Consider the following 17,255-nt stretch of genomic DNA (forward strand, 5'->3'; position numbering starts at 1 on the left):
CCCGGCCCGGACGAGGGCGACGCGGTCAGCCCGCCCAGGTGATCGAGTAGACCGTGACGACTTTCGTTGCGTCGTCGACCACGAAGGAGACCAGGCCGACCCCGCCGAACACCTGCTCTCGGAACGCCGCGTCTTCCGGGTGGGCGACGCCACGGTGATGCGGATCGGCGCCGATGCCGGCCAGTTCGTCGAGCAGCGCGAGGAACGCGCGCTCCGGCAGGCCCGGAATCTGGGCAGACGCGGCCGCATGAAAGTTGATCGAGTAGGTCACGACGCCTGGCGGCTCGCCCGGTCAGCCATGTACTCGGCCCACCCGGGGATGACGCTTTCGGCGGGAACGCCCGCGTTGCCGGCCGCGACGTCGGCCCGGGCCGCCTCATAGCCCGGCGCGGCATAGGTGACGGCGCGCAGGTGCCACAGGGTGAGCACCTCGGCCAGGTGCCGCCACCGCCACGTTTCGTGCGCGGCCGCGACCATGGCCGCCCGGTACTCGGCCAGGAACACGCCGTGGAGACGCTCCGGCAACCGGGACAGGATCTCATCAGGGTCATGGCCGATCGGGTGCGGTTCGACTGGCTGAGCGCTCACGATGCCCGCCCCTTTCCGTCCGGTCTGTACGTCCCTCAGCGTAACCGGGGCACAGGTCACAGCGCAGTCCCGCACCTGCTCAGTCGACGATCCACAGCCGCACCGTCTTGTCGTCGCCGGCGGTGGCGAGCAGGTCGCCGCCGGAAGAGAAGGCCACCGCCCAGACGATGTCGGTGTGTCCGGTGAGGGGGTCGCCGATCGGCTGTCCGGTGCCGGGGTCCCACAGCCGCACCGTCTTGTCGCCGCCGGCGGTGGCGAGCAGGTCGCCGCCGGAAGAGAAGGCCACCCCCCGGACGGGGCTGGTGTGTCCGGTGAGGGGGTCGCCGATCTGCTGGCCGGTGCCGGGGTCCCATAGCCGCACCGTCTTGTCGCCGCCGGCGGTGGCGAGCAGGTCGCCGTCGGGGGAGAAGGCCACCCCCCAGATGGGGCCGTCGTGTCCGGTGAGGGGGTCGCCGATCTGCTGGCCGGTGCCGGGGTCCCATAGCCGCACCGTCTTGTCGCCGCCGGCGGTGGCGAGCAGGTGGCCGTCGGGGGAGAAGGCCACCCCCCAGATGGGGCCGTCGTGTCCGGTCAGGTTCGTCCGCTTCGGCCGGCCGGTGCCGCGGTTCCACAGCCGCACCGTCTCGTCGCCACCGGCGCTGGCGAGCAGGTCGCCGCCGGGGGAGAAGGCCACCCCCCGGACGGGGCTGGTGTGTCCGGTGAGGGGGTCGCCGATCTGCTGGCCGGTGCCGGGGTTCCACAGCCGCACCGTCCTGTCGCCGCCAGCGGTGGCGAGCAGGTCGCCGTCGGGGGAGAAGGCCACCCCCCGGACGGTGCCGGTGTGTCCGGTGAGGGGGTCGCCGATCTGCTGGCCGGTGCCGGGGTCCCACAGCCGCACCGTCCTGTCGCCGCCAGCGGTGGCGAGCAGGTGGCCGCCGGGGGAGAAGGCCACCCCCCGGACGGGGCTGGTGTGTCCGGTCAGTTTCGTCCGCTTCGGCTTGATCCGCTGCGGGTTGGGTTGCTGTACCGCTGTGGCGAGGCGGGCTGCCAACTCGTCCCGTTCCTGCCGCAGCGCTTGAAAGTCCTTCGCGAGGGCATCTCGTTCCTCTCTCAGTTGGTGATGGTCGCGACGCAGCTCAACCACGACCCGGAGCAGCCGGTCAGCCCTGTCGCTGGGGGACTCCTGAAGCTCCTCGCCGCACGGCCACAGCCGCACCGTCCCGTCGCTGCCGGTGGTGGCGAGCAGGTGGCCACCAAGGGAGAAGGCCACCGCCCAGACGGGGCCGGTGTGTCCGGTGATGGGTTCGCCGACGGGTTGGCCGGTGCCGGGGTCCCACAGCCGCACCGTCCCGTCGCTGCCGGTGGTGGCGAGCAGGTGGCCGTCGGGGGAGAAGGCCACCGCGGAGAGGGTGCTGGTGTGTCCGGTGATGGGTTCGCCGACGGGTTGGCCGGTGCCGGGGTCCCACAGCCGCACCGTCCCGTCGGCGCCGGTGGTGGCGAGCAGGTGGCCGTCGGGGGAGAAGGCCACTGCCCAGACGGGGTCGGTGTGTCCAGTGAGGGGGTCGCCGATCTGCTGTCCGGTGGCGGGGTCCCACAGCCGCACCGTCCCGTCGGCGCCGGCAGTGACAAGCAGGTGGCCGTCGGGGGAGAAGGCCACCGCCGAGACGATGTCGTTGTGTCCGGTGATGGGTTCGCCGACGGGTTGGCCGGTGCCGGGGCCCCACAGCCGCACCGTCCCGTCGTCGCCAGCGGTGGCGAGCAGGTGGCCGTCGGGGGAGAAGGCCACCGCCGAGACGGCGTTGGTGTGTCCGGTGATGGGTTCGCCGACGGGTTGGCCGGTGCCGGGGCCCCACAGCCGCACCGTCCCGTCGTCGCCAGCGGTGGCGAGCAGGTGGCCGTCGGGGGAGAAGGCCACCGCCCAGACGGGGCCGGTGTGTCCGGTGATGGGGTCGCCGACGGGTTGGCCGGTGCCGGGGCCCCACAGCCGCACCGTCCCGTCGTCGCCGGCGCTGGCGAGCAGGTGGCCGCCGGGAGAGAAAGCCACCCCGTAGACGACGCCGGTGTGGCCGGTGAGGGTGAGGCCGTCCGGCGGGATGGCTTCGGTGATCACAGAAGGGGTAACGGGTGCCGGGGGGTGGGCGTCGGCGGCCAGCCACAGGGTACGGAACTCCTCCACCCGCTCGGCGTCGCCGCCGAGGGCTTCCACGATGAGTTCGAGGTTGCCCCAGCGCGGCAACTTCTCGCACTTGATCACCGCGTGTGCGGTGGTCTGGCTGATCACCCCGGTCTTTGTGGCCAGGGTGCGGAAGGACGGCTTGCCCCGGAAGCGGTGCAGCTCCTGCAACCGCGCCCGCAGCACCGCCAGCGGATCGGCCCTGGGGTCGGACGCGAGATCGGGCGCAGGCCTGGTGCCGGGCGGGGGAGGAGGAGTGGTCATGGTGATGCCGAGCATCCCAGGCCGTCAGAAAACGTAAAGCCGTTCAGCGTAACCGTCACCAACCGGTATCCATCCGTGACCACACCCGGGCCGCCGGCCGTAAGGAACCGTTCAGCGGCCAGGTCAGAGCGTCAGCATCCGTCAACTCCCGTCAGCGCCCGTCCCGATTTCTGTGATCACGTCAAGATTCGGCGCAGATCGTTCGAGGCGGCGCGGCGGGCCGGAGGCTGGAGACAGCCCGCCGCGACCTCCCGTGGCGGGCCGCGTCTTCCCGGGACCCGCGTTCCGGGCAGGTGGCGGGCGCCGGACCTTCCGACCGTGCGACGCCCCGCCACCCCGCAGGCGCTCCCACGTTCACGACAAGGAACGCCCACCCATGGCCATCATCACCCACACCGCCGCCCTCGCCATCATCTCCATCGGCCTGATCGCGATCCTGGCGGCCACCTACCTGTACTCTCGCGACACCAGCCGGCGCGCCCGCGCGCTGCGGCTGCTGCGGCTGCTGCTGCGCCGCTAACGGCCGCCGACCGATCCACCGCCCCCGGAGGGTGTTCCCGGCCCTTCAGCCGTCGGCCGTCTCCGCCCGGTTCCGCGCCGGGCGGGGACGCCCACCCTGTAAATGATCTTCCATCATCAACCGAATTATGTAGGCCCGATTCGTCCGGGTATGCGAGGGATGCACCGCGCGCCGCGTGGTTTCAAAAAACGGCCCCGAAATGAGGCCAGGACGGCCCGCCAGCGGTCAGTCGGCGCGCTGGCGGCTGAGCCGCCGCTGCAGATCCGCGATCTGGCCCGGCGTCAGGTCGACGTCGTGTTCCTCGCCCGCGTCGTCGAGCTTCAGGCCGCAGATCAGCACCGGGCCGTGGTAGTCCCGCCAGGGGTCCCCGCTCAGGTCCGCCGCCAGCGCCGAGGCCGGCCCGTTGACCGGCCGGGCAAACGAGTCGGGCGACTCCGCACCCGCCCACAGGTCCAGGCCCCGGGCGATGGCCACCCGAATGGTCCAGGCCGCGCCGAGCAGCTCGTCGACCAGCGCGGCGTTCGGCCGGATAAGGCGGGAGGACGATCTCGCGCGAGCCGCCGTCGACGTCGATCAGCAGGCAGAGCATGACGCTCCTGTTCATGGTCAGGCGAAGGCCGGTTCCAGAAATCGGCCCGGTGGGGAGGCGCGGCGATGCCCGCACCCATTCATTCCCCGGATGACCCCGGGACGCGATCTTGTACGTGAAGGTACGTCAATCAGTGCCCACTTACTCACTCCCACCGGCGTGAGGTCGAGTCGCACCGCCCGGCCGCCGTCGACCTCTTCCCATCGGTGCGATTCGTCGTGCGCCGACGGCCGCCGCGGTGTAGGGGTACCGGTAAGAACGCTGTCACGCGCCCCAAGCCAGCTTGATCTTGTTTGTGACCTGGGTTGTTGATGCAGGAGGGCCTGTGGCGCGTGCGCGGTGGACGGCCGCTAGGGCACAGTCCGCACCCCCGGCTCTGACCTGCCCTCCAGCCCGCGAAAGGCCCTGGGCGAGCAGTACGTTGCGGGCATGCCGCCGCCAATGGCGCCGCGCTCGCCGTGAGGGACTACGGGCTCGGGCACTCCAGGGCCTCGGCAACGCTGTTGTAGATCGGGATCGTTGCCGATGGGCAGTCCGGGAAGAGTTGCCGCATGAGATCGGCGATCCGCCGTACGGGTGAGGTCGGTTCGGCGATCGACAGAGCGCCCCCGTTGGCCAGCGCCATGTGGTGCCCACGATGGACGGCGAGGCGGGCCGGTTCGCGGAACTGGTGGTGTGCGCCGAACTGATTCAGCGGGCCGAACGCGAGCACGACCGGTCGACGCTGGAGACCGTCCGCGCCCATGCTGATGGGCTGTTGCAGCGGACGTGATCCTCTGCGAAGGGCCCGCAGTGTGATCGGTGGCTCAGGCGGAGAGCGCCTTGTGCAGCGTTTCGAGTCCGTCGCGGAAGGCCGCGGTGAACACTTCCACGAGTTCGGCCTCGGCCGCTTCACCGTCGGAGGCGAACCGGACGCTCCACACGACCTCCGTGGCGCCGTGGTCGCCGGGCACCTCGTACACCCGGACGTTCGAGAGGTACCCCCCTACCGGGAAGGGTGCCTCGACGATGGAGTAGGTGTAGTGGCGCGCCGCATAGTTGAACTCCTCCATGCGCTCGACGACCACCGCGCCGTCGGGGTTGATCAGCCGGCGGACCATGCCTCCTTGGAGGGGGGTGCTCTGGATGGAGGGCATCCAGTCGGGCAGGGCGTGAAACCCGCCGACGAGCTCCCAGACGCGCTCGGGGTCGGCCGGGACGACCCGGCTGACGGATACCGTTGCCATGTGATTGTCCTGCTCTCGTGGTGACGTGCTGTGTGGTGGTCAGAAGACGAGGACGGGGCGTCCCCGTACTCCGCCGGCTTCGATGAGTGCGTGGGCTTCCTTGGCTCGCTCAGCAGCGAAGGTGGCGGCGACGCGTAGCGTCAGGACACCCGACTCCGCCTGTTCGCACAGTTCGGTCAGCGCGCTGGTGTCGTCCATGTCCGTGGTGACATTCACGATGCGCCAACGCACTCCGCGATCGGTCGTGCTGTCGGCCCACGACGACGACCCCGCAAGCGGACGCAACCCGGCGGCCACACCCCCGTCGCGCACCACGGTGGCGGCAGCCCCGGTCAACTGCGCCGTGTCGATCAGACCGTCCACTCCGTCCGGCCGCAGCCGCCGGACGGCGTCTGCGAAGTCGTCCCCGCGCGGCACCACGTGGTCGGCGCCCAGAGCGATGACGAGGTCGCGGTCCCGTTCAGCCGCGTCGGCGATCACCGTTAGTCCCGCGGCTTTGGCCAGCTGCACCGCGTACCCGCCGACCGTTCCTGCCGCGCCGATCACCGCCACCGTCGCGCCCGGCGCGACCTCCAGCAGCTTCAGGGCCTGCCGCGCGGACAGACCGCTCATCAGCAAGGTCGACGCCGCTGTCAGCTCGACACCCCGCGGTGCCCGCACCACCGACTCCGCCGGTGCCACCACGTACTCCGCCTGCGCCCCGAGCGTCAGGATCGGAACCACCAGTGCCAGGGCATCGGTCCCGACAGCCAGCTCCGCGCGCACACCATCGCCGACCTCGTCGATCACCCCCGCGGCATCCCACCCGATGACGTACGCATCTGACTGCGGGAACGAGCCGGGGCTGAGCTTGTTCACGTAGCCGGACCGGGAGACGACGTCCGCCGAGTTGACGTCCGCCGCGGCCACCTTGATCCGCACCTGTCCCGGGCCGGCGTGCGGCTCCGGCAGCTCCAGGATCCGCATCACCTCCGGGCCTCCGAACTCCGTGAACCCAACAGCTCGCACAGCGGTACCCCCAAATAGATTGATCCATCCATCAACCCGAGACAAGACCGTTCCGGGTTTGGCTCGGCCACGCTAGCACTCGATTTAACCCGAGACAAGACCGTTCCGCGTTGGGTCGAACCTCCGCTAGACTCTCGAAAGCACGGTCCGCGGAGCGGAAGAGGAGTTCTTGAGTGGACAAGGCCGACGCCACCTGGCGACGTCCGCCCGGCAGCTCGGGACCCGCGCAGGACCCGGAACGCGACGACCGGATCCTGCACGCCGCGATCGAGCTTCTGGGCGAAGGCGGATTCCCCGCTCTCACCATGGACAAGGCCGCAGCCCGGGCCGGGGTGGGCAAAGCAACCGTCTACCGTCGCTGGAAGTCCCGCCTGGAGCTCGCTGCGAACGCTCTGGAGCATGCCTCGCTGGCTGACACCCACCGGGCGATCACCATCGGCCCAGGCCGGCTCCGCCAAGAACTCGTCGAGACTTTGATGCAGGTCACGCAGTGCAGCAACAGGCAGCACAGCGAGCTCGTGACCACTCTGCTCGACATGGCCAGGCAGCATCCACGACTTTTCGCGCTCATGCGTGAGCGTTATGTCGACTCCATGCATCGGGAGGTGGTGAAAGTGCTCGCCCACGCGTTCGAGCGCGGCGACATCCCCCCTCTACCGCTCCTCGAGAAGCCGGACGGCAAACCCGCGGTCGAGATATCGGCCGCAGTCGCGTTGCTGATCCACTGGCAAACCGTCCGAGGAGATGAAGAAATCACCGAAGAACACGTTTGCTCGATCGTTGACGGGATCCTGCTGCCACTCGCTTCCAGGCCGGTCACGGCGACCTGCAACAGCGGTCAATGACCGGTTTCCAGGAACGCTGACGACCTCGAGGCGGCGGTCCTCGGGTGCGTCACTCCATGACCCAATGCACGGATCTGCCGCCGGGAACCCGCGCCGGCTTCAGAACCGGAGCCACGTCGGCGGGCTGGCCTGGCGCAAGTCAGTCGGGTTCGCCGTCGGCGTCCCTCCGGCTGGCGGCGGGGTCGGCAGCCGGGGCAGCGGTGTCGTCGGAGCGGCCGGAGTCGCCGGAAGTGGGCGCGCCGCGTCGGCGGCTGAGGGCCAGCAGGCCGCTGTAGAGGCCGACGCCGGTGCCGGCCAGTTCCAGCACGGTGGCGAGGAATTCCAAGATCGCCATGGAGACCTTCCATGCAGGGCGAGAGGCGTCGCCGCTCACCGGTTCGTGTTACCGATCTCCAGCACAGCGGCAGCGGTGGGCGTCCTGCCAGGTTATGGGCCGTCTCCAGGCCAACATCGGGCCGTCGACGAGCGCCTGGCCGTCGACGAGCGCCTGGCCGTCGACGAGCGCCTGGCCGTCGACGAGCGCCTGGCCGTCGACGAGCGTAGTCCGCGCGCCCGCGCGATCCCTGTCCCGCTAATCCCGCAACTTGGAGACATTCGGAGCCCCTTGCCGTGCGCGTAACAGCTGTTCGGCGGTGGAGGGTGGCGGGATGCGGTTACCATCACGCTGACCTTCGGGGGCTGGCGAAGGGAGAGCCTGTGATGTCGGCATTCGCCGGGCCAGGCCCGCACCACGCCTCCTCCGGGGCTGCACCAGCCCTGGACGTCGGCGGCGTGCAGGACGTCACTGGTTCCACCGTCGGACGGGACGTCATTCAGATCGGTTCCGCCAGGGACGTTGTGATCGGCGACCATCACCATCACCATCAGCATCAGCTGGCGCGTGCACCGTTGCCGGACGCCGCCACGCTCGAGGCGCCCGCAGGACTTGCCGGGCTGCCCCGCCCTCCGGCGGCGGTATTCGTCGGCCGCGAGCGTGTCCTGGCCCAGGCGCGCAAGGCGTTGAAAGCCCCGTCCTCGGCTGGGGCGGTGATCACGCAGGCGGCTGTGCACGGTCTGGGCGGGATCGGCAAAAGCGAGCTGGCGTTGCAGTACGCCGCCGCCCATCGAGATGACTACCGGCTGGTGTGGTGGATCGAGGCCGACACCCCCGCCCAAATGGAACACTCCCTGGCCGGGCTGGCGCGGGCGTTGTGCGCGGGCACCCATTCGGTCGCGGCCGCTCAGGCGAGCGTGGAGGAAGCGGCCGGGTGGGCGATGGCATGGCTAGCCGGCCACACCGGCTGGCTGCTCATCTTCGACAACCTCGAACGGCTGGAGGACGTGCGCCCGTTTCTTGGCCGGTTGTCCGGCGGGCCCGCAACGCGCGGGGCGCATCGGGGCCATGTGCTGATCACCACCCGCCGCGCGCTGGGATGGCCGGCGCTGGGCTGCGCCGCGATCGATCTGGACGTGCTGAGCCCGCAGGCGGCCGTCACCGTCCTGGCCGGCCTGATCGGTCCGGGCGCCTCTCCTGAAGATGACGATGTGGCGGGGCTGGCCGCTGATCTGGGGTGTTTGCCGCTGGCGTTGACACAGGCCGGAGCGTTCATCGCCGCCACGCCGGGGATGAGCGTGGCCGGCTACCGCGCCCTGCTGCGCCAGGACCCGCAGGAGGTGTACGCGGCCGCGGCTCCCGGCAGCGACGCCGAACGCGTCATCGCCAAGATCTGGACCATCACCCGCGACCACATCGCCGCCGCCAACCCGCTGGCACCCCGGCTGCTGGCGTTGCTTTCCTGCTACGCCCCCGACCACCTGCCCATCGACGTCCTGCACCACCTGCCCGGCGCCAGCCGGCTGCAGATCGGCACCGCCTTGGGGGTGCTGGCCTCATACAGCATGATCACCATCAGCTCCGATAACGGCACCGACCGCGGCGCGGTCAGCGTCCACCGCCTGGTCCAGGCCGTCACCTGGGCTGGCCTGCCCGGCGATCAACGCCATGCGGTCAGCGAGCAGGCTGCCGATCTGCTGGAAGCCGCCCTGCCGGACGACCCTGATCGGATCGGGAACTGGCCGCTGTTCGGGCGGCTGCTGTCGCACGCCCGCCGCGCGCTGGCTCCGGATTCGCCGGGCATGCTCAAGATCATCGAATATCTGCAGGCCGTCGGCGACCGCGCCACCGCCAAGATCCTGCAGCACCAGCTGTATGAGACCCTGCGTGACACGCTGGGGCGAGAGGACCGGCACACGCTGACCGCCCAGGCCAACCTCGCCAGCCTCACCGGGGAGACGGGCGATGCGATCGCGGCGCGCGATCAGTTCGCCGCCCTGCTGCCCGTGGTGGAGCGCGTCTTAGGGGCCGATCATCTCGGCGCGCTGACCTGCCGGTCCAACCTCGCCCGCTGGACAGGCGCCACCGGTGATCTGGCCGGAGCCCGGCATCAGTACCTGACAGCGGTGCCGCTGTTCGAGCACGCCCTGGGGGCCGAGCATCCCGACACATTGATCGTGCGGGCGGGGCTCGCCGCCTGGACAGGAGTGATGGGGGAATCGGTAGCGGCACGGGATCAGATGACGGCGCTGCTGCCGCTGATGACGCGGGTCTTCGGCGCCGAGCATCCGCACACCCTCGACGCCCACGCCCACCTCGCCCGCTGGACAGGCGAATCGGGATACACCGTCCAAGCGCGGGACCAGTTCGCCGCTCTGCTGCCTATCCGGGAACGAGTTCAAGGCCCTGAGCACCCCGACACGTTGAGCACCCGGGCCGACCTGGCCCGTTGGACCGGGCGAGCGGGAAGCCCGGTCAGGGCACGGGACCTGTACGCCGCACTGCTGCCCATCCGCAAGCAGCTGCTGGGGGCCAAGCACCCCGACACCTTGGCCACCAAAGCCGAACTCACCTACTGGCGCCGAATGGCGAAGGGATATCCATCTCAGTGAGAGGCCATCGCTTCCATGCCAGCAGCACTCCCTCTGCAGACCCAGCACATGTCTCAGACGTCCTGGCGTGTCCGGGCGGGCTGTTTCAAAAGCGGTCGTCTATGAAACACAGCTATCCGCTGGTCCTGTTTCAATCGCTAGAGAGCTGACATCGGTTCGTTGGCCGGCGGCCAGCATGTTGCCCCGCACAAGCTTTGTTATTGGGTGGCCTGTGCCTAGGACGCGTTCGCAGTCGGCCAGGGTCTGCTCGTACAGCGGGATGGCCCGGCCCAAATCCCCCGCCTTCTGGTAGGCGCTGGCGAGGTTGTTGCGGGATTGCAGGGTGTCGGAGTGATCGCCGCCCAGCACTCGTTCTCGATCGGCCAGGTTCTGTTCCAATAGGGGGATGGCCTGGCCTAGATCCCCCGCCGCGTAGTAGGCGATAGCGAGGTTGTTGCGGAAGGCCAGCGTTTTGGGGTGGTCACCGCCCTGCACCCGCTCGTAGTCGGCCAGGATCTGCTCGTGCAGCGGGATGGCCCGGCCCAGATCCCCCGCCGCCTCATATGCGTAAGCGAGGTTGTTGCGGGAGATCAGCGTGTCGGGGTGGTCGCGGCCCAGCACCCGCTCCCGCTCGCCCAAGGTCTGCTCCAACAGTGGAATGGCCCTGCCCAGATCTCCCGCCACCCGGTAGGCGTAGGCGAGGTCGCCTCGGGAGGCCAGAGTGTCGGGATGGTCTGTTCCTAGGACGCGTTCGCAGTCGGCCAGGGTCTGCTCGTACAGCGGGATGGCCCGGCCCAAATCCCCCGCCTTCCGGTAGGCGCCGGCGAGGTTGTTGCGGGATTGCAGGGTGTCGGAGTGATCGCCGCCCAGCACCCGTTCCCGATCGGCCAGGTTCTGTTCCAACAGGGGGATGGCCCGGCCCAGATCCCCCGCCTCCTGGTAGGCGCCTGCGAGGTTGTTACGGGAGGTCAAAGTGTCGGGGTGGTCCCCACCCAGCAGCCGCTCTCGATCGGCCAGCGTCTGCTCATGCAGGGGGATGGCCTGGCCCGGGTCTCCCGCCTCCTGGTAGGCGTAGGCGAGGTTGTTGCGAGAGGTCAGGGTGTGGTGGTGGTCTCCGCCCAGCAGCCGTTCACAGTTGGCCAGGTTCTGTTCGTGCAGGGAGATGGCCTGGCCCAGGTCTCCCGCCTTCTGGTAGGCGCTGGCGAGGTTGTTGCGGGAAGCCAAGGTGGAAGGGTGGTCACCGCCCAGCATTTGCCCGTAGTCGGCCAGGGTCTGCTCGAGCAAGGGGATGGCGCGGACCAGGTCAGCTAGGTTGCTGAGGTATTTCCCGCACCAAAAACGCAAAAGGAGCAGGCGTTCGGATAGACCACCGAGGGTGGCGCCCAGAGCGTGGAGGGCTGCAGTCTGTTCGACCAGCATGTCAACGGCGGGGCGGGCGGCCCAGGTGGCCGCGCCGTCGGGGATGTGGGCATTGAAGCGGTGCAGCAAATTCACAGCGCTGTTTAGTACCTGGGACAGGCCACTGCCACCGTCACCGCTGTTGTCGGCTGGGGCGGTGTGGTGGGCGCGTTCGCGCAGGACGCGGCTGGTGAGGCGATGCATGAGTACCGCGGTGCCGTCTTCGCTGAAGCTGATCAACGAGGTGTCGGCCAGATCCGCCAGCAGTTGGTCGAGCTCTTCGGTTGTGGCTGGGTCGAGGTCGGGGTCGGTGGTGCCGTACAGGATCGCGCGAGGGACGCCGGCCTCCGCCAGCACCGCCAGCAAGTCCAGCATGCCCTTCGCGTTGGGGATGGTCTGTTCGGCCTGGTCGATGGACAGCAGGATCGCTTGGGCTGTTCCGGCGGGGTATCCACCCGCAGCGTGCGACAGGTACTTGCTCAGGGGGTAGTCGCGCAGCAGGGTGAGGTAGCCAGGGTAAGTGAGCCTGCGCCGATGGATGTAGGCGCCGGCCTGCCCGACTGCCAGCGGCAGATGCCCGAGTTCCGCGGCAACCTGGTCAGCGCCCGATGTGGTGATACCAGTGCGCTGGTGCAGCAACGCTACCGACTGCTCAGGAGGGAAGACGCCGACGTCGATGGCGGGGAAGAGGGAGTGGAAGGCTCGGTTGCGGGTGGTGATGAGGATCTGGACTGAGCCGGTGGCCGGACACCACGGCCGGACATCATCCACGGTTGTGGCGTTGTCGAACACCAGCAGGCCCCGCTGGTCGGTGGCGGCCAGCCAGTGGCGCGCCTTGAGCGCGGCGGTCTGCGCGTCATCATCGGGTTCGTGCAGATTCAGGCGGCGGGCCAGCCCCGCCAGCCCGGTCAGGATTTGATCCGGCTGCTGAGCGTTGATCCACACGACCAGCGGCCAGCCATCCCGCTGACACGCCCACGCGTAGGAAGCGGCCAGCAAGCTCTTCCCCACCCCCGGCGTGCCGGTCACCGCGTCGATGACCGCCGCCCCCTCCTCACCGACCTTCGCCTTCAACTCATCTAGGAGTTCCGGCCGGGGTTGGAAGGCCAGCGGACGCTGCGGAATGTCTCCCTCCACAATCTGACCAACTGGGGGGGCAGGTGGCGGGAGGTGGAGATGGTTCACCGTTTTGTTGACGGTCAGATCACGGCCAGCCTGATTGATCACGCCGTGATCGAAGACGGTGGCCTCCAATTGGATTGACCCACCGGTGTCCTGTCCTGGTTCCTGACCGGAACCAATTCCCTCCATAGCGTCATCATCACCACAAACCCGCACTCCGGCCTTCCGGAACGCGCCAACCAGACGATCTCAATCTCGTACCGACCACCAGACGGCCCCCCACACTATGAAGAGGTCAGCGGAAGCGAGCAGTGCTCAATGATCTCGGCTCGGCGCTGCTGAGCCTCGATTTTGCTGTTTCATAGGCATCCGCCTAAGAAACAGGCGATAGCTCTCCTGCTTCCCGTGCCGGCCGCTGTGTCGCACAGACGGTCGCTTGTGAAACGCATCGACGATCGCACTGTGGGCCGCTAAACAGAGTCGGTGTCCACTTGCTGCCGAGCGGCCAGAAGGTTGCTGCGTACGATCTTGGTGGTTGGGTGGTCGGTTCCTAGGACGCGTTCGCAGTTGGCCAGGGTCTGCTCATACAGCGGGACGGCCCGTCCTAGATCGCCCGCCGCCTGGTAGCTGTGAGCGAGGTTGTTACGGGACTGCAGGGTGTGGGGGTGATCGCCGCCCAACACTCGCTCAAAAGCGGCCAGAGTCCGCTCATTGAGCGGGATGGCCCGGTCTAGAGCCCTCACTGATTGGTAGGCGCTGGCGAGGTTGTTGCGGGACTGCAGGGTGTCGGGATGGTCCCGGCCCAGCACCCGCTCCCGGTCGGCCAGGTTCTGTTCGAACAGCGGGATGGCCCGGCCCGCATCACCGGCCGAGTGGTATGCCGTGGCGAGGTTGTTGCGGGAGGTCAAGGTATTGGGGTGGTCGCCGCCCAGCACTCGTTCCCGGTCGGCCAAGGTCTGTTCGAACAGCGGAATGGCTCGGCCTAGAACCCCCGCGTCCTGGTAGGCGCCGGCGAGATTGTTGCTGGAGGTCAAGGTGTCGGGGTGCTCGCCGCCCAGCGTTCTTTGCCGGTCGGTCAGAATCTGCCGCAGCAGCGGGATAGCCCGCGCCACATCCCCAGCTGACTGGTAGGCGGAGGCGAGGTTGTTGCGAGAGAGCAGGGTGTCAGGGTGATCGCCGCCCAGCACCCGCTCCCGATCGGCCAGGTTCTGCTCGAACAGCGGAATGGCACGGCCTAGTTCCCCTGCCGTGTAGTGGACGAGAACCAGGTTGTTGCGGGATTGCAGGGTGTCGGGATGGTCCCGGCCTAGCACCCGCTCCCGATCGGCCAGGTTCTGCTCGTGCAATGTGAGGGCCCGGCCCAGATCTCCCGCCTCGTGGTAGGCGTAGGCGAGGTTGTTGCGGGATCGCAGGGTGTCGGGATGGTCGCCGCCCAGCACCCGCACATGGTCGGCCAGACTCTGCTCGTGCAATGCGAGGGCCCGGCCCAAGTCCCCCGCCGTCTCGTAGGCGCTGGCGAGGTTGTTACGGGATTGCAGGATGTCGGGATGGTCGCCGTTGAGTACGCGTTCCCGATCGGCCAGCGTTGATTCCAATATCGGGATGGCCCTGCCCAGGTCGCCGAGCGCGTGATAGGCGCACCCGAGGTTATTGCGAGAGGTCAGGGCGTGGGGATGGTCACCGCCCACCTCCCTCTCGTAGTCGGCCAGGTTCTGCTCGAGCAGGGAGATGGCACGGGCCGGGTCGGCCAGGTCCCTGAGATGTTGCCCACACCAAGCGCGTAAGGCGAGCAGACGTTCGCGAGGGACGCCGAATGCGGCGGCCCGTGTGTGGAGCGCGGTGGTCTGCTCGACCAGCATCTCGACCAGGGGACGTGCGGCCCAGATGGCAGCGTCGCCCGGAATGTGGGTGTTGAACTGATACAGAAGGTTGATGGCGCTGTCGAGCACCTGGCTCAGTCGGCCGCCGCTGCTGCCGCTGTCACCAACCGGCGTGGTTTGGTGGGCGCGTTCGAGGAGCACGCGGCTGGTGAGGCGGTGCATCAGCACCGTAGTGCCGTCCTCGCTGAAGCTGATCAGCGAGGTGTCGGCCAAGTCAGTCAGCACTCGGTCTATATCTTCGATCGCGACGGGGTCATGGTCGGTGGTGCCGTAGAGGATCGTCCGCGGGACGCCCGCCTCCGACAGCACCGCCAGCAGCTCCAGGATGTTTCGCGCGCCGGGGATGGTCTGCTCGGCCTGGTCGATCGACAGCAAGATGGCTTGGGCAGTTCCCGCCGGGTATCCGCCCGCGGCGTGCGGAAGGTGTTTGTCCAGCGGATAGTCACGCAAGAGAGCGAGGTAAGCGGGGTAGGTGAGGCGGCGGCGGTAGATGTAGGCGCTGGCCTGCCCGACCGCCAATGGCAGATGACCCAGCTCGGTGGCGACCTCATCGGCTCCTGGAGTGGTGTCGCCGGTGCGCTGGTGCAACAGCGCCACCGACTGCTCGGGCGGGAAGACACCCACGTCGATGGCCGTGAACAGGGTGTGGAAGGCCCGGTTGCGGGTGGTGATGAGAATCTGCACCTCACCGGTGGCCGGACACCACGGCCGCACATCCTCCACAGCCGTGGCGTTGTCGAACACCAGCAAACCTCGCCGGTCGGCCGCGGCCAGCCAGTCGCGCGCCTTGAGCGCCGCCGTCCGTGCGTCGTCGTCGGGGTCGTGCAGGTTCAGGCGGCGGGCCAGGCCGGCTAGCCCGGTCAGGATCTGATCGGGGTGCTGGGCGTTGATCCACACGATCAGCGGCCAGCCGGCCTGCTGGCACGCCCACGCGTACGAGGCGGCTAGCAGGCTCTTCCCGACGCCTGGCGTGCCGGTCACCGCATCGATGACCGCTGCCCCCTCCTGGCGGACCTGCGCTTTCAACGCATCCAGCAGCCCGGGCCGCGATTGGAAGGCCGGCGGACGCTGCGGGATGTCCCCCTCCACGATCTGACCGGCCGGCGGAGCCGGTGGCGGGAGGTGGATGTTCATCGTGTTCACCGTCTTATGGACGGTCAGATCACCGCCAGCCTGATTGATCTCGCCATGGCCGGAGGCGGTGGCCTCCTGGTGAATCGACTCACCAGGACCCTGACCCGGTTCTTCCTGACCGGGCGATGCCGGGCCGTTCATCACTCGTTGATGGTCTGGTCGCCGCCGGCCTGATACACCCGGCCCGACCCCGACGTCTTCGCGTTCATCTGCACATTGCGGGCACCATCGCCGGTGGAGACGATCCCGGTGTTGTCCCCGCTGACGGTGACCGAGCGTTCACCGGCGTCTTTGCCGCTGCTGCCGTCAGCGGCCGGCGCGGGCGGCGCGGGGCGGGTGAGCAGATATGCCACCCACGTCAGCACGGCCGACAACGCCACCGCGGCCAGGATCCCCCACCAGTTCCACTTCCCGTCGTTGAGGATCTGGTTGACCGCCACACCGACCCCGACCGGCAACACCGCCGACCCCGCCAGCAGCCACACCCGGAGCGCACCGGAACCGTTTCCCGCCATAGCGTCATCATCGCCACAAACCAGAGCCCCGTTTCACCGAACCCGCAAACGTCGCCGATCCGATCCCCACCCGGCCGCTTCCACCGACCTCACGCCGCAAGCCGATCTATGGAAGCGAAGCGAGCGGAGTTCGGTTTCTCGGGGACCCCGTGGCGAGCTGTCGGCTCGGCTGTTTCATAGGCGTTCGCTTATGAAACACGTCATTCGACCCTAGGCAGTGGTTGATGGCTGCTGGATTGCGTCTGGGCATCGCGGGATTGTTTCGTCGTGTCGGTGGTGGTTTGGGTTTCGGCGAGTTGGAGTCGGATGCGGCCCAGGGTGATGAGCATGGAGGCCATGGTGCGTTCGGCTTGGGGGATGGGGCGCAGGTGCTCGATGGCTTGCGCGTAGCCGGTTTCGGCTTGGCGCAGGTCGCCTTGGGCGGTGTGGATGTCGGCGATGTCTTTTAGCACGGTGGCGTAAGACAGGGGGTCGGAGTCGGGGTGGATGAGGTCGCGGACGGCCTGGTACAGCTCGAGGGCCTCAGGGTAGGCGTCGCTCATACCGCTGCCACCAAGTTCTTCGTACTGGCGGGCCAGACGGTGCAGGTGCCGCCATTGTTCAGAGGCCTCTAACCGGGAGACGACCTCGCGGGCCTGTTCCAATACGGTGCATGCTTGGGTGAGGTTCCCGGCTTCGATGAGGCAGTTGCTGTAGGCCGTCATGGTGGTGAGCAGGTCGCCGAATTCGCCATCGCGGCGGCCTTTGGCTTCGACGGCTCGCTGATAGTGGGTGATGGCGGCGGCGGTGTCGCCCAGGGCCTGGTGGGTCGAGGCGATGTCATGCAGGATCACCCCGTACAGGCCTGGTTGGTGCTCGGGGTCGGTGAGGTCGAGCGCTTCCTGGAAGCAGGTCAGTGCCTGTTCCAGCCAGGACGATTTGCCCGCATGGCCTTCCAGGGTCCCTTCGGGCATGGTGCCGTGTCCTTTCCTTATCGCTTGATTAGGTTCTTCGGCGTGGGCTGCTAGGACGTGTTTCGAAGTGTTGTGACGGGCTGGCGTGTCGTGGTCGGGAAATGAAGAAGGTCTCCGGTAAGTGGGTTGATCGACCAAGAAAAACCTGACCACCGGA

The 17,255-nt window shown here is 68.5% G+C and carries 15 protein-coding genes; 4 read left to right on the forward strand and 11 right to left on the reverse strand.

The genetic code is table 11. From position 1 onward, the window contains the following. Positions 1-25 precede the first annotated feature (25 nt). The 3 genes from GT755_RS37575 to GT755_RS37585 all read right to left on the reverse strand — a co-directional run bounded on the left by GT755_RS37575 (position 26) and on the right by GT755_RS37585 (position 3,004). On the reverse strand, positions 26-271 hold the full coding sequence (locus GT755_RS37575; RefSeq protein ID WP_161484316.1) for a type II toxin-antitoxin system RelE family toxin: 246 nt from the start codon (positions 269-271) through the stop codon (positions 26-28). Then, positions 268-588 (reverse strand): DUF6247 family protein, encoded by a 321-nt coding sequence (locus GT755_RS37580; RefSeq protein ID WP_161484317.1) that lies wholly within the window; start codon positions 586-588, stop codon positions 268-270. Before GT755_RS37580 ends, GT755_RS37575 begins: the two co-directional genes overlap by 4 nt. Positions 589-667: 79 nt before the next feature. Continuing rightward, a complete protein-coding gene (locus GT755_RS37585) occupies positions 668-3,004 on the reverse strand; it encodes a WD40 repeat domain-containing protein (protein ID WP_161484318.1) in 2,337 nt (778 codons plus the stop codon). Between the two features lie 376 nt (positions 3,005-3,380). Between GT755_RS37585 and GT755_RS37590 the strand changes: the two genes are divergently transcribed. Next, positions 3,381-3,524 carry a hypothetical protein gene (locus GT755_RS37590; RefSeq protein ID WP_161484319.1) on the forward strand — a complete coding sequence of 48 codons (144 nt, stop codon included), beginning with the start codon at positions 3,381-3,383 and terminating at the stop codon, positions 3,522-3,524. A 225-nt stretch (positions 3,525-3,749) separates the two neighbouring features. Here the strand turns inward: GT755_RS37590 and GT755_RS37595 are convergent, their stop codons facing one another. Beyond that, on the reverse strand, positions 3,750-3,998 hold the full coding sequence (locus GT755_RS37595; RefSeq protein WP_161484320.1) for a hypothetical protein: 249 nt from the start codon (positions 3,996-3,998) through the stop codon (positions 3,750-3,752). 743 nt (positions 3,999-4,741) lie between these two features. On the opposite strand from GT755_RS37595, the gene GT755_RS37600 reads away from it, so the two are divergent. Further along, positions 4,742-4,885: a hypothetical protein gene (locus GT755_RS37600; RefSeq protein ID WP_161484321.1), complete on the forward strand. Its 144-nt coding sequence runs from the start codon at positions 4,742-4,744 to the stop codon at positions 4,883-4,885. A gap of 34 nt (positions 4,886-4,919) precedes the next feature. On the opposite strand, the gene GT755_RS37605 is transcribed toward GT755_RS37600, so the two are convergent. Next, positions 4,920-5,339, reverse strand: a complete 420-nt coding sequence (locus GT755_RS37605) for an SRPBCC family protein (RefSeq protein WP_161484322.1) — start codon at positions 5,337-5,339, stop codon at positions 4,920-4,922. Positions 5,340-5,378: 39 nt separating this feature from the next. Then, positions 5,379-6,305, reverse strand: coding sequence for an NADP-dependent oxidoreductase (locus GT755_RS37610; RefSeq protein WP_161484323.1), 927 nt, complete (start codon positions 6,303-6,305; stop codon positions 5,379-5,381). A gap of 215 nt (positions 6,306-6,520) precedes the next feature. Between GT755_RS37610 and GT755_RS37615 the strand changes: the two genes are divergently transcribed. Beyond that, positions 6,521-7,192 (forward strand): TetR/AcrR family transcriptional regulator, encoded by a 672-nt coding sequence (locus GT755_RS37615; protein ID WP_161484324.1) that lies wholly within the window; start codon positions 6,521-6,523, stop codon positions 7,190-7,192. A 139-nt stretch (positions 7,193-7,331) separates the two neighbouring features. On the opposite strand, the gene GT755_RS37620 is transcribed toward GT755_RS37615, so the two are convergent. Continuing rightward, on the reverse strand, positions 7,332-7,526 hold the full coding sequence (locus GT755_RS37620) for a hypothetical protein (RefSeq protein WP_161484325.1): 195 nt from the start codon (positions 7,524-7,526) through the stop codon (positions 7,332-7,334). A 365-nt stretch (positions 7,527-7,891) separates the two neighbouring features. On the opposite strand from GT755_RS37620, the gene fxsT reads away from it, so the two are divergent. Continuing rightward, positions 7,892-10,117 carry an FxSxx-COOH system tetratricopeptide repeat protein gene (gene fxsT / locus GT755_RS37625; protein ID WP_161484326.1) on the forward strand — a complete coding sequence of 742 codons (2,226 nt, stop codon included), beginning with the start codon at positions 7,892-7,894 and terminating at the stop codon, positions 10,115-10,117. Between the two features lie 99 nt (positions 10,118-10,216). Here fxsT and GT755_RS37630 read toward each other — a convergent pair whose 3' ends face one another. The 4 genes from GT755_RS37630 to GT755_RS37645 form a co-directional block, all read right to left on the reverse strand. Continuing rightward, complete coding sequence (locus GT755_RS37630; RefSeq protein WP_161484327.1) at positions 10,217-12,748, reverse strand: tetratricopeptide repeat protein; 2,532 nt, start codon at positions 12,746-12,748, stop codon at positions 10,217-10,219. A 338-nt stretch (positions 12,749-13,086) separates the two neighbouring features. Beyond that, positions 13,087-15,771, reverse strand: a complete 2,685-nt coding sequence (locus tag GT755_RS37635; protein WP_235968260.1) for a tetratricopeptide repeat protein — start codon at positions 15,769-15,771, stop codon at positions 13,087-13,089. After that, positions 15,771-16,145 (reverse strand): hypothetical protein, encoded by a 375-nt coding sequence (locus tag GT755_RS37640; RefSeq protein ID WP_161484329.1) that lies wholly within the window; start codon positions 16,143-16,145, stop codon positions 15,771-15,773. The genes GT755_RS37635 and GT755_RS37640 overlap by 1 nt, the downstream gene beginning before the upstream one ends. Before the next feature lie 200 nt (positions 16,146-16,345). After that, a partial coding sequence (locus GT755_RS37645; protein WP_235968244.1) for a tetratricopeptide repeat protein occupies positions 16,346-17,255 on the reverse strand: 910 nt, incomplete at its 5' end.

Origin of the sequence: Herbidospora solisilvae (genome assembly GCF_009901565.1) — a bacterium.
Taxonomy (GTDB): domain Bacteria; phylum Actinomycetota; class Actinomycetes; order Streptosporangiales; family Streptosporangiaceae; genus Herbidospora; species Herbidospora solisilvae.